Source organism: Rhizobium sp. BK098 (assembly GCF_014193155.1).
Taxonomy (GTDB): Bacteria; Pseudomonadota; Alphaproteobacteria; order Rhizobiales; family Rhizobiaceae; genus Rhizobium.
In genome coordinates, this window is record NZ_JACHYY010000010.1 from 129,399 (window position 1) to 141,330 (window position 11,932).

Genomic DNA, 11,932 nt, shown 5'->3' on the forward strand with positions numbered 1-11,932 from the left:
CAAAAAAGGGAAGGCGATTTGCTCCGCCTTCCCTTTTTTCCTCTTCCCAATTCGGGCGTATGCAGCCCGATACGCTGCTATCGCCTGATCAATCGCCCGATGAAAATAAGAATGCAGGCGCCGATGAAGCCAGTGACCAGATAGTTCAGCCATACATGAAACGGCAGCGCGATGCCGAGGGCACGGAACAGCCAGCTGGCGACGAGCGCGCCAACAATGCCGAGGATGATGTTCATGATGATGCCGGTGTTGCTCTTCATGATCATCTCGGCAAACCAGCCAGCCAAACCGCCGATGATAATTGCTGCAATCCAACCTACGTTTGCGTCTTCCATAAAAGAACCTCCTGAGGGCCCGACAGGTTGTTAACAATAGCTGATATACACCAAAAACGATTCGCACCCCAACTGTTGCGCATGGCGAGCCGATTGATCCGTTCATTGCAACCCTGATTATTAAGGGAGATTGTTACGGTTGTTTGGGTCTCTGAGAATCGATTGTCTTGCCGCAGCTCATTCGTCGCTGGCGCCGGAGTTCTGATTTTCCTGAAGAACGGGCGGCTTCTTCGGCCCTATGGCGTCGTTTCGTGGTAGTGAGGCGAGGAAAAGCATCCTCGGCCGCTGACAACCGCAATTTTATGGGTTGACCACAATAAGGCGTCTGCATATGTTCCGCGCACTTCCAGCCGGGGCAGCTTCTGCCAGCGGAGAGGGAGAGCGTAGCTCAGTCGGTAGAGCAACTGACTTTTAATCAGTAGGTCATGGGTTCGAATCCCATCGCTCTCACCATCGTTTCTTTGTCCAGCCCGGAGAGATAGGTCGCCAAACGCCCTTAGGCGAAGGTGCGAATTTTCGTATTGCTCGATTTTCCAGTGATATCGCCGTTACCTAGACCAGGCACCCGGCCAAGATGCGACACAAAAACAGGAAGGGCCAATTTTTTACCGAGCAACCCAGACACAAGAATAACCCGGTATTCGCTGCCTGCAAGGGAGATGCGCGAATCGAGATATTTAACTGAGCTCGCTGATCCACTAAATGAGCGCTCTTAAATACCAAAGGATCAAGATGTCTGACCATCCGCGTTCATTAGAGTCGACAAGGCGTTGCTTATCGGACCGAAAGCCTAAAGGCACCATTATTTACGTAATGGTCGCTGCGGTTGCGGTCATCATCGGATTGACTTCCGGACGGCACGAGAGCGCGATGCAAACTGTCCCGCAGGTTGCGAAGTTGGTTCATTAGAACGATCATGAGCCTGCCCGAAGGCCACGCACAGCCCGGCAACCTTCGCAGTTTTTGCATTGCTGAATCTCGCTGATTGTCTTGCCTCTGTTCGCATCGCGCTTTCGTCCGTCAACCAGAACGCACAGGTTGTTGATGACGTTGAGTCCGAATTGGCTGGTGACGAATCTCGATTTGATAGTATCATAGCTTCATCAATAAGACTGTTGGTGAAGACGACGGGCGAATGATGGAATTCGTGGCAGAGCTGTCTCTGTGGGAGATTTATGCAATCGTTTGCGGGTTGCTGGTATCCTTGGGCCTTTTGGCCGGGCTGATCGCGGGCAGGAGGTTTTCTATAGCCTTGAGAGTGCTGCCGCTTCTCGGAATCGCGATCACCGCGCCCGTGACCGAGCGGCTTGTGATCCCCTACCTCTCTGAGCGTTATCCGGTGATCTTCGCCAACAAGGATTTGCCTAAGAAGATCGACCAGAAAACCACGCTGACGAAGATAGACCTCAGCGATCACATCTATAGCTATTTCTACGATCTCGATGGCGATGATGACGATTTCGATCCGCCTCTCGTCAAATCCGCGCAGCTTACGGATCTCTGCGACTTCCTACTGCCGAAATTCAGTTCCGGCGAAGCATCTTTGGCGAACTATATCTATCAGCTGAAGGGCAGGGACTATTCGTTTTCGGTCGACAGCACCGACTGTTCCTGACGTTGGGCAGGCGAAATATCGAGCAGCAAGATTCGAGATCCCGATAGCGTTATTACCGCGCTCGCCTCTGCGGAGGTCGTGACCGGTACTTACGCGATTGTTGAGAGCGCAACGACTGCGACCGCCGTCAGTCCACCGAAGATCGGCAGCAATTTGAGCATAACAAGCCGCGCGAGCTTCTTTCTTTCGATCGACGTCATGATCAGCATTCCTCACATGGCAGCGAAGCTGAAACGGATGGAATTCAAGATTCGTTTCACGCCTGTCGTCGCATTATTATATTATATGTCGCTAAAAGTACAGCGAAGCGGCATTTGCCTAATTCAAAGACAACAAATCTGCTCGTTAGTGGGATAGGGACCGCTAAACATAATCGTGTCGTGCCTTCGATTGGAACCTAATTTCATCAGGTGAGTTCCCTCTTTAACAAAAAGGAGGCACGCCTTGGCACAAGATCGACATGAATCGAATGGCGAACGTGAGAAGAAGCAAGCGCTGGCAAAGATACAGCACAGCAAGGCGCATGAGAGCGATCGAATGAATAGGGAAAAGGATGGAGCTTCAGTCGTTGCCGATCCCAGAAATAGGCTTGTGGAGGGTAAAACCGATCCGGCGACAAAGGAGCGCAAACCGAGAGATGCATGAGCGCTAACTGCTGCTCATACATTTGGTGGCCATCTGAACGATCGAACGAAATTCAAATCCGGCTGACGCGATTTTCGCCGAGGCCTGGCATTTCATCTGAATTTTGCGTGAGAGTAACGAGCCGGTCGCGATCAACCTTACCGCCGGCTGGATGGTAAAGTTGACCGCGATTTCATAGTGAAAAAGTCTAGGCCTTGCCGCCGTTCTTCTTGCAATCGCTTCGGAACTTGGCGCGCGCCTTTCCGTGCAGGCCCTTGGCATCGGCCTGGGCCGAACATGCCTTCGAAACCGCGGTTTGAGCGGGCTTCATTGCCTTTGGCTTCATCGTGTTGGTCGTCGATGGAGCCGATGTGGTTGCACTTGGCGTAGTCGTTGTCGTCGTGCTCGGAGTAGTTGCCGTTTGTGCCATCGCGCTTACGCTGAAGAGTGCGACAAAGGCTGCAGTCGTGAACATGGTAGCAATTCTCATTGGGGCTTTTCCTCTGCTGACTAGCTTGAGTGGAATGTGCGTTGTCCGACGAACATCAACAGCTTGAACCAATATTTTTACAAATGCAATTCGCTCATCGAGCAGCTTGCGGATGCCTGTTCCCGCCCGGAAAATCGGGGAAAATCGCGGTTTTGCAACAGGCTGCAGCTTTCCCAATTCCGTCAACTTTAAGGCAAGATGCCGCCCGCTCGAAAAGGTGATTGGCTTTCCGATACCCGCGCCGTTAGGAAGGGGATCGGAATGATATAGCCGGAGTCCATCGTGTCGCTTGCCGATATTTCGCTTCTGAGTGCTTTGGTCGCCGGAGCGCTTTCGTTTCTTTCACCCTGCGTGCTGCCGCTCGTGCCGCCTTATCTCTGTTACATGGCGGGAATTTCGGTCGAGCAGTTTCGCGGCGGCGGAGCGGCCGTCGCTCAGGCACCGGGCATCCGCGGCAATGTGTTGATGTCGGCGCTGTTCTTCACCCTGGGGTTTGCCACCGTATTCATCGCGCTCGGCGCCGGTGCGTCCTCGATCGGCATGCTTCTGCGCCAGCACCTCGATATTCTCGCCAAGATCGGCGGCCTCATCATCGTCATCATGGGGCTGAACTTCCTCGGCATCTTCCGCATAGGCCTTCTGGCCCGTGAGGCGCGCTTTCAGAGCGGCGGCAAGCCGGCGACGCTGACGGGCGCCTATATCATGGGCCTTGCCTTCGCCTTCGGGTGGACGCCCTGCATCGGCCCGGTGCTCGGCGCTATTCTCGGCGTTGCCGCATCGCGCGAAACGATCGGCGCGGGCGCTGGCCTGCTCGCCGTCTACTCTCTCGGGCTTGCCATCCCCTTCTGGATCGCCGCCGGCTTTTCCGGTGCCTTCATGCGTTTTCTCTCCCGTTTCCGCCGTCATCTCGGCACGGTCGAACGGATCATGGGTGGGCTTTTGGTGCTCACCGGTCTCGCCTTCATCTTCGGCTATATCAGCGACATGGCGATCTGGTTTCAGCAGACCTTTCCGATCCTGATGAAAATCGGCTAAGTCGGGCGATATTTTCGCCTCTCGTTCTTCTCGGCAAATGGAACATGCCCGATGGCTGACCCCCATGGCTGATATTGTTGGTCTGTTGCTGCCGTTCTTTGGGCTGATCCTGGTCGGCTACGTCGCAGCACGCGTTACGAAGCAGCCGGCCGAGGCGCTCGGCTGGTTGAACACGTTCATCATCTATGCCGCGTTGCCGGCGCTGTTTTTCAAGCTCGTGTCGCAAACACCGATCGACGAGCTGACGCGGATCGACTTCATCGCCACCGATATCGCCGCGACTTACTCGATTTTCCTGCTGCTGTTTCTGATCGGCCGTTTCCTGCGCCGCAATTCGGTTGCCGACAGCACTATCCAGGGCTTTGCGGGAGCCTATGGCAACATCGGCTACATGGGGCCGGGGCTTGCGCTGCTGGCGCTGGGCGAAAAGGCGGCTGCTCCGGTGGCGCTGATCATCTGCTTCGAAAATGCGCTGCACTTCATCGTCGCACCCGCTCTGATGGCGCTGGAAGGTGCCGACAAGCGCTCCCCGCCGCGGCTTGCTGCGGATATCGCCCGGAAGGTGCTACTGCACCCTTTCATCCTGTCGACGGCGCTTGGTTTCGTCGTGGCTGCGTTATCGCTGCATCAACCGATCGCCTTCGAGCGATTTGTCAATTATCTCGCGCAAGCTGCTGCTCCTTGCGCACTATTTGCCATGGGTGTGACGCTCGCGCTGCGCCCGCTCAAGCGGATTCCGGTCGAGATCGGCTACATCGTGCCGGCAAAACTCGTCCTGCATCCTCTTGTGGTCTATATCGTTTTGCAGGCGGTCGGCGGCTTTGATCCGATCTGGGTCGAGGCAGCCGTGTTGCTGGCGGCATTGCCGACGGCAACGAATGTCTTTGTCATCGGTCAGCAATATGGTGTCTGGCAGGAGCGGGCCTCCGCCACTATCCTGATTACCACGGCCTGTTCCGTGGTGACGGTTTCACTGGTGCTTTACCTGATAAAGGCGGGCGTCTTACCGGCGCAGCTTTTCCCGTAACGCCGAGGAAAAATTGCGCAGGCCGCCGCCGGGTTCGATGCCCTCGCGCATGACGATGTTGCGGAGCGGCGCGATGGCCGAAAGCACATGCAGGCCTGCTGCCCGCAGCATCTGCACGGGCAGAAAATCCGACAGAAGCGAGCGATTGAGGAGATCGACACTCGCCGTGCGGCTGACAATATCGGCGCGCCTCTTGCGATCGAAACTGTCGCCCGATGTCGCCGGGATCGGAAGGTCTGCGCGCGAGCAGAGAATGTCCGACAAAGCCAGGATATCGCGAAGGCTGAGATTGAGGCCCTGCGCGCCGATCGGCGGGAAGACATGGGCTGCTTCGCCGATCAGCGCGGCGCGACCCTTGCCGAAACGGTAGGCCGTCATACCGGAAAGCGGCCAGACCTGCACGCTGTCCTCGATCGTGACCTGGCCGAGCATCGACTGCATCCGCTCCTCGACCAGCCGGCCGAGTTCTTCGAGCGACTTCTCCGCGTTGGCAGCGGCTTCGGTCGGCTTCTGCACCCAGACGAGACTGGAGCGTCTGCCGGGCAGGGGTACCTGCGTGAAGGGGCCGCTTTCGGTGTGGAATTCCGTGGAGATGTTCTGATGCGGCAGGCTATGCGCGAAATTCAGAACCATTGCCGATTGCGGATAGGACCAGCCCTTGGTTTTGATTCCGAGGGTCTCTCGCACCATCGAATTGCGGCCGTCCGCGCCGACGACGAATGCAGCTTCGATCGAATCACCATTGTCGAGCGTGATCGCGACACCATCGTCGCGGAAGGCGATTTCGGAAGCCGTGGCTTCGATGCGAAGTACATTGCCTTCCGCTTCGATGGCTTGGCTGAGGTTGTCCAGCAACACGGCATTCGGAATATTGTAACCGAAGGCATCCAGGCCGATTTCCGATGCCCGGAACGAGACCGTCGGTGCCCGCAGCAGCCGCGACGTGCCGTCGATGATGCGCATCGTCGTCAGCGCCGCCGCCGAAGGCGCGATCTTCTCCCATACCGTCAGTCGCTCCAGAAAGCGGATCGATTGATCCATCAGCGCCGTAGTCCGCTTGTCGGCTTTGTTGTGCGGCGCGGCCACAAGGGCGACGGATCTTCCGCCGCGCGCCAGCGCGAAAGCCGTGATCATGCCGGCGAGCCCACCGCCGATAACGGCCACTTCAATCTGCTTCATATCGATGCCTCAATTGCCTTCGGTACTGAAAATAAGCGCTTAGCCTGTTGAAATCCATGGGATGAAACATCGCAACGGGTGAAAATGACAGTAAGTCGCGCTAGCGTGCCCAGATAAACGCTTTTGCGCTGGCGATGCCGACCAAAGGATGCATATTAGCAAGAAAAACCGCCTGCCGGGGCAGGTGAATAAGCTGACGAGTCGTGGGGCGGATGAAAATCTTCAATTACAAGCGGGTGCCTTATGCGGAGATGCGTGCCTTCTCCGTTCATATACTGACGGCATCCGGATCGTTTCTCGCCTTTCTCGGCGTCGTCGCGGCATCAGAACATCGCTTTGTCGATATGTTCTGGTGGCTTGGCCTGGCGCTGCTGGTCGACGGCATCGATGGGCCGATCGCACGCAAGGTCCGCGTCAAGGAAGTGTTGCCCAACTGGTCCGGCGACACGCTCGACAATATCATCGATTACGTGACCTACGTGCTCCTGCCGGCATTCGCGCTCTATGAGAGCGGCATGATCGGCGAGCCCTGGTCGTTTGTCGCAGCCGGGATGATTGTCGTTTCCAGTGCCATCTATTACGCCGATACCGGCATGAAGACGGACGAATATTTCTTCTCCGGTTTCCCGGTCGTCTGGAACATGGTGATCTTCACGCTTTTCGTCATCGGCGCCAGCGCCACGACGGCCATGATCCTCGTCGGCGTTTCCGTCGTCCTGACCTTTCTGCCGATCAATTTTCTGCACCCCGTGCGTGTCAAGCGCTTGCGGCCGCTGAACCTTGGCATATTTCTCTTCTGGTCGGCACTCGGCATCTATTCGCTGCTGATGCATTTCGTCATGCCGCAATGGGCCGTTGTCCTCTTCATTATCAGCGGTATCTATCTCTATTGCATCGGTGCCGTGCTGCAGTTTTTCCCGTCGCTCGGACGTCAGTAAGGCTCGTTCCTAGGTCGTCAGTAAGGCCCCGTCCCTAGGACGTCAGTAAGGATTGTGCATCATGAAGAAGACCAAAGTCATCCGTATCCACGAGAATGGCGGTCCGGAGGTCATGAAGCTGGAGGAGGTGGATCTGCCGCCTCCCGGCGCGGGTGAGGTGCAGCTTCGTCAAGCTGCGATCGGCCTCAACTTCATCGATGTCTATTTTCGATCCGGCCTCTACAAGGCACCTCAGTTTCCATTGCCGCTCGGCAAGGAAGCTGCGGGCACGATCACCGAAGTTGGGCCTGGCGTGACCGATTTTGCTGTTGGCGATCGCGTCGCCTATGTCGGCAGCGATGGCGCCTACAGCGTCGAGCGCAATATCGAGACGCGTCATCTGGTCAAGGTGCCCGATGATATCACGCTCGAAACCGCGGCATCGATGATGCTGAAGGGCATGACGGCCGAGTATCTGCTGAACCGCACCTTCAAGGTCGGCCCTGGAACGACGCTTTTGTTCCACGCGGCCGCCGGTGGCGTTGGCCTGATCGCCGGCCAGTGGGCCAAAGCCCTCGGCGCCGAAACCGTCATCGGCACTGCCGGTTCCGCCGAAAAGGTCGAACTGGCGCTGGCACATGGCTACGACCACGTCATCGACTACAGCAAGGAGAATTTTGCCGAGCGCGTTCGCGAAATCACCGGAGGCAAGGGCGTCGATGTCGTCTATGACTCGGTTGGGAAGGATACTTTCCCGCAGTCGCTCGATTGCCTGAAGCCGCGCGGGATGTGGGTCACCTTTGGCCAGTCTTCTGGTCCGATCGAGAATTTCAATCTCGCCATCCTCAACCAGAAGGGTTCGCTCTTTGCCACGCGGCCGAGCCTTTTCGCCTATGTCGGTACACCTGACGAGTTGAGAGCCAGTGCAAAGTCGTTATTTGCTGTTGTGCAAAGCAGCAAAGTGCGTATCAATATTCATCAAACTTATCCGCTTGTTGACGCAGGGCGCGCACATGCGGATCTGGAAGCCAGGAAAACGAGTGGAACTACACTGCTGATCCCATAGATCCGTAAAGGGCAGGAACGGTGGGAAGGAAATGAGGGGAACGTGTCGTCATCCGATGCGCCGGCAACCGGCGCACTATTGTCGGTTCGCAAACTGACGAAACTGTTTGGCAGTTTTACTGCTTGCAACGAAATCGATCTTGAAATCCAGCCGGGAGAAATTCACGCTCTCCTCGGAGAAAACGGCGCAGGCAAATCCACGCTCGTCAAGATGTTGTTCGGCGTGCTCGAACCGTCGCATGGGCAGATCATCTGGCAGGGGCAGCCTGTGGCGATCGATGCGCCGGGCACGGCGCGCAAGCTCGGCATCGGCATGGTATTTCAGCATTTTTCTTTGTTCGAAGCGCTGACTGTCGCGGAAAATATAGCGCTCTCGCTCGACAACAATATCCCGCTCGCAAAAATTTCCGAGGAAGCCGCGAAGCTCTCTCACGCTTATGGCTTGCCGCTCGATCCGAATGCGCATGTGGCCGACCTCTCGGTCGGCGAACGCCAGCGCATCGAGATCGTTCGGGCGCTCCTGCAAAACCCTAAACTGATCATTCTCGACGAGCCCACCTCCGTTTTGACACCGCAGGAAGCCGATCGACTGTTCGAAACGCTATTCAAGTTGAGGGACGAGGGCCGATCGGTGCTTTATATCAGCCACCGGCTGGAGGAAGTGCAGCGCATCTGTTCGCGCGCCACCGTCCTGCGTCACGGCAAGGTCACGGGCGCCTGCGATCCTAGGCAGGAAACGACCGGTTCGCTTGCCCGCATGATGGTCGGCAGCGATGTCGCCAGCGTGCAGCACGAGGGGCTTGGCAACAAGGGCGATATTCTCCTGGAGATCGCAGGCCTTTCGGCACCGGCGAGAACCCCGTTTGCCATGGCGCTGAAGGACGTTTCCCTGCGTGTGCGGGCCGGTGAGATATTGGCGATTGCCGGCGTTGCCGGTAACGGCCAGGGCGAATTGTTCGATGTCATTTCCGGCGAATACACCGTCCCCGCGGATGATCTGGTCCAGTTGCGCGGCAAGGCTGTCGGCACCAAGGGCATTAATGCGCGCCGGCTGATCGGCGCGGGTTTCGTACCCGAAGAACGCCACGGCCATGCTGCGGTATCGACGTTGAAGTTGTCGGATAACCTCGTGCTTGCCCGGCATCAGTCGGATCGCAAGTCGTTCCTGGGTGGTGGCTTCTTCAATGTCATCAGGCACGGCGCGGTCAAGCAGGCGACGAAGCGCATCTGCGAGGCGATGGATGTCCGCAAGAGCGGCGAGGATCCGGCTGCCGGCGCGTTGTCCGGCGGCAATCTGCAGAAGTTCATCGTCGGCCGTGAGCTGGATCGCCAGCCGAGCGTGTTCGTCGTCAATCAACCGACCTGGGGCGTTGACGCCGGCGCCGCAAGCCGCATCCGCCAGGCACTGGTCGATCTCGCCCGCGAAGGCTCGGCCGTGCTCGTTATCAGCCAGGATCTGGATGAGATTTTCGAAGTCGCGACCGATATTGCCGTCATCTCGGAAGGACGGCTGTCGCCGTCCTATCCGGCCGGTGAGCTGACGCGCGAAAAGATCGGACTGCTGATGGGCGGTCTGCATGAATCGAAGACGCATTCGGAGCCTGCACATGCGCATTGAACTTGAAAAGCGCCCGCAGGTCTCCAAGCTGTTCGGCTTGCTATCGCCCCTGCTTGCTCTCGCATTGGCGTTGATCGCCGGCACCATCATGTTCGCCGTCATGGGCAAGGATCCCGTCGAGGCGCTCGATGCATTCTTCGTCGAACCTCTGCTGGAGGTCTGGTCGCTGCACGAACTGGCGATCAAGGCCGGACCGCTGATCCTGATCGCCGTCGGCCTTTGCCTCTGCTATCGCTCCAACAACTGGAATATCGGCGCCGAAGGGCAGTTCACCATGGGCGCGATCGCCGGATCATTCATCCCGATCGTCTTCACCGACTGGCATTCGCCCGTGATCCTGCCTTTGATGCTGATCGCCGGCGCCGTTGGCGGCGCGCTCTATGCCGCCATTCCGGCGCTCCTGAAGGCGCATTTCAATACCAACGAGATCCTGACGAGCCTGATGCTGGTCTATATCGCGCAGCTCTTCCTTGATTGGCTGTCGCGCGGGCCGTGGCGCGATCCGCAGGGCCATAACTTTCCGCAGAGCATCGACTTTCCGCCAGAAGCGGTTTTACCGGCGATCTGGGAGGACTCCGGGCGTGCGCATTGGGGCATCGTCTTCGCCGTGGTCGCGGCGATCCTTGCCTGGTTCGTTATGAAATATACGCTGAAAGGCTTTGAGATAAGCGTGCTTGGACAGTCGGCGCGGGCAGGGCGCTTTGCCGGTTTTTCCTCGCGGAAAATGGTCTGGTTCGCCTTCCTCGTCTCCGGCGCGCTCTCGGGACTGGCTGGCATATCCGAAGTTTCCGGCTCCATCGGCCATCTGCAGCCGGCGATTTCGCCGGGTTACGGTTTCACCGCCATCATCGTCGCCTTCCTTGCGCGCCTTAATCCGCTCGGAGCCATTCTCTCCGGTCTGGTGCTGGCGCTGACCTATCTCGGCGGCGAAGCCGCGCAATTGTCGCCGGGGATATCAGCCAAGGCGGCCAGCGTCTTCCAGGGCTTGCTTTTGTTCTTCGTGCTCTCCTGCGACACACTGATCTATTACAAAATCCGTGTGCTTTGGTCGCGGGTCCGTGGAGGTGCGGCATGAGTGTGTTTGAAGCCATCCTGCTCACCATCATCACCGCGTCGACGCCGCTCGTCATTGCCGGCCTGGGTGAACTGGTGGTGGAACGCTCCGGTGTCCTCAACCTCGGTGTCGAAGGCATGATGATCATCGGTGCGGTCGCCGCTTTTGTTGGAGCGCAGATGAGCGGATCGCCCTATGTCGGCCTGCTGACCGGCATCGTCGGGGGCGCGCTCTTCTCGCTGCTGTTTGGTTTTCTCACGCTGACGCTTGTAACAAACCAGGTCGCGACCGGCCTGGCGCTGACCATCCTTGGGCTCGGCCTTTCGGGCATGATCGGCGAAGGCTATGTCAGCGTGCCGGGCGTGCAGCTGCATGAAATCGTCTTTCCGCTGCTGTCGGACATACCGTTCCTCGGTCCGGTACTTTTTAGGCAGGACCTGACCTTCTATCTGTCGATCGCGCTGCTCGCCGGCGTCAATTGGTTCCTCTTCCGCAGCCGTGCCGGCCTGAAGCTGCGCGCCGTCGGCGATAGCCATGGCTCGGCCCATGCTCTCGGTATCGACGTCATCCGCACCCGTTATCTCGCCGTCATGTTCGGCGGTGCCTGCGCGGGGCTTGCAGGCGCTCAGCTGTCGCTGGTCTACACCCCGCAATGGGTCGAGAACATGTCGGCCGGTCGCGGTTGGGTGACCTTGGCGCTCGTGGTCTTCGCCTCCTGGCGGCCGATGCGCGTGCTGGCCGGCGGTTATCTCTTCGGCGCCGTGACGATCCTGCAATTCCATGCGCAGGGCTTCGGCGTCGGCATACCCTCGCAATTCCTGTCGATGCTGCCCTATGCATCGACTATTGTGGTTCTCGTCATCATCTCTCAAAATCGCCGCGCGACCTTGATCAACACGCCAGCGTCGCTCGGCAAAGCCTTCGTTCCGGAGCGCTGATTGCAACAGCCGGACCGATTTCTGCAAAACATGTC

At 57.9% G+C, this 11,932-nt stretch carries 12 protein-coding genes and 1 tRNA gene; 10 read left to right on the plus strand and 3 right to left on the minus strand.

Annotated elements, in window-relative coordinates; all coding sequences use genetic code 11:
• Nucleotides 1–77: 77 nt before the first annotated feature.
• Nucleotides 78–335: a GlsB/YeaQ/YmgE family stress response membrane protein gene (locus FHT73_RS23570; RefSeq protein WP_015339842.1), complete on the minus strand. Its 258-nt coding sequence runs from the start codon at nt 333–335 to the stop codon at nt 78–80.
• Between the two features lie 377 nt (nt 336–712).
• Between FHT73_RS23570 and FHT73_RS23575 the strand changes: the two genes are divergently transcribed.
• From FHT73_RS23575 to FHT73_RS23585, 3 genes are all read left to right on the plus strand, one after another.
• A tRNA-Lys gene (locus FHT73_RS23575) sits at nt 713–788 on the plus strand.
• Nucleotides 789–1,587: 799 nt separating this feature from the next.
• Nucleotides 1,588–1,950 (plus strand): hypothetical protein, encoded by a 363-nt coding sequence (locus FHT73_RS23580; RefSeq protein WP_246778834.1) that lies wholly within the window; start codon nt 1,588–1,590, stop codon nt 1,948–1,950.
• A gap of 444 nt (nt 1,951–2,394) precedes the next feature.
• On the plus strand, nt 2,395–2,595 hold the full coding sequence (locus tag FHT73_RS23585; RefSeq protein ID WP_162708079.1) for a hypothetical protein: 201 nt from the start codon (nt 2,395–2,397) through the stop codon (nt 2,593–2,595).
• Between the two features lie 187 nt (nt 2,596–2,782).
• Here FHT73_RS23585 and FHT73_RS23590 read toward each other — a convergent pair whose 3' ends face one another.
• Nucleotides 2,783–3,064, minus strand: a complete 282-nt coding sequence (locus FHT73_RS23590; RefSeq protein WP_112338356.1) for a PsiF family protein — start codon at nt 3,062–3,064, stop codon at nt 2,783–2,785.
• 282 nt (nt 3,065–3,346) lie between these two features.
• Between FHT73_RS23590 and FHT73_RS23595 the strand changes: the two genes are divergently transcribed.
• Entirely contained in the window at nt 3,347–4,099 is a 753-nt protein-coding gene (locus FHT73_RS23595) for a cytochrome c biogenesis CcdA family protein (RefSeq protein ID WP_112610253.1), read from the plus strand.
• 64 nt (nt 4,100–4,163) lie between these two features.
• Nucleotides 4,164–5,126, plus strand: coding sequence for an AEC family transporter (locus FHT73_RS23600; RefSeq protein WP_183715201.1), 963 nt, complete (start codon nt 4,164–4,166; stop codon nt 5,124–5,126).
• On the opposite strand, the gene FHT73_RS23605 is transcribed toward FHT73_RS23600, so the two are convergent.
• Nucleotides 5,103–6,305 (minus strand): UbiH/UbiF family hydroxylase, encoded by a 1,203-nt coding sequence (locus tag FHT73_RS23605; protein WP_183715202.1) that lies wholly within the window; start codon nt 6,303–6,305, stop codon nt 5,103–5,105. The two genes, FHT73_RS23600 and FHT73_RS23605, sit on opposite strands and share 24 nt — an antisense overlap.
• A 212-nt stretch (nt 6,306–6,517) precedes the next feature.
• Between FHT73_RS23605 and pcsA the strand changes: the two genes are divergently transcribed.
• The 5 genes from pcsA to FHT73_RS23630 all read left to right on the plus strand — a co-directional run bounded on the left by pcsA (nt 6,518) and on the right by FHT73_RS23630 (nt 11,897).
• Entirely contained in the window at nt 6,518–7,243 is a 726-nt protein-coding gene (gene pcsA, locus FHT73_RS23610; RefSeq protein WP_015339851.1) for a phosphatidylcholine synthase, read from the plus strand.
• Between the two features lie 61 nt (nt 7,244–7,304).
• Nucleotides 7,305–8,288 (plus strand): quinone oxidoreductase, encoded by a 984-nt coding sequence (locus FHT73_RS23615; RefSeq protein WP_183715204.1) that lies wholly within the window; start codon nt 7,305–7,307, stop codon nt 8,286–8,288.
• 42 nt (nt 8,289–8,330) lie between these two features.
• Nucleotides 8,331–9,905 (plus strand): ABC transporter ATP-binding protein, encoded by a 1,575-nt coding sequence (locus tag FHT73_RS23620; protein WP_183715206.1) that lies wholly within the window; start codon nt 8,331–8,333, stop codon nt 9,903–9,905.
• A complete protein-coding gene (locus FHT73_RS23625; RefSeq protein ID WP_112610265.1) occupies nt 9,895–10,980 on the plus strand; it encodes an ABC transporter permease in 1,086 nt (361 codons plus the stop codon). Before FHT73_RS23620 ends, FHT73_RS23625 begins: the two co-directional genes overlap by 11 nt.
• Nucleotides 10,977–11,897 (plus strand): ABC transporter permease, encoded by a 921-nt coding sequence (locus tag FHT73_RS23630; protein ID WP_112610267.1) that lies wholly within the window; start codon nt 10,977–10,979, stop codon nt 11,895–11,897. The genes FHT73_RS23625 and FHT73_RS23630 overlap by 4 nt, the downstream gene beginning before the upstream one ends.
• The last annotated feature ends 35 nt before the right edge of the window (nt 11,898–11,932 follow it).

Coding starts and splice junctions, on each gene's coding strand:
- FHT73_RS23600 (WP_183715201.1), top strand. CDS start 4,164: ATGGCTGATATTGTTGGTCTGTTGCTGCCGTTCTTTGGGCTGATCCTG.
- FHT73_RS23615 (WP_183715204.1), top strand. CDS start 7,305: ATGAAGAAGACCAAAGTCATCCGTATCCACGAGAATGGCGGTCCGGAG.
- FHT73_RS23590 (WP_112338356.1), bottom strand. CDS start 3,064: ATGAGAATTGCTACCATGTTCACGACTGCAGCCTTTGTCGCACTCTTC.
- FHT73_RS23625 (WP_112610265.1), top strand. CDS start 9,895: ATGCGCATTGAACTTGAAAAGCGCCCGCAGGTCTCCAAGCTGTTCGGC.
- FHT73_RS23570 (WP_015339842.1), bottom strand. CDS start 335: ATGGAAGACGCAAACGTAGGTTGGATTGCAGCAATTATCATCGGCGGT.
- pcsA (WP_015339851.1), top strand. CDS start 6,518: ATGAAAATCTTCAATTACAAGCGGGTGCCTTATGCGGAGATGCGTGCC.
- FHT73_RS23605 (WP_183715202.1), bottom strand. CDS start 6,305: ATGAAGCAGATTGAAGTGGCCGTTATCGGCGGTGGGCTCGCCGGCATG.
- FHT73_RS23630 (WP_112610267.1), top strand. CDS start 10,977: ATGAGTGTGTTTGAAGCCATCCTGCTCACCATCATCACCGCGTCGACG.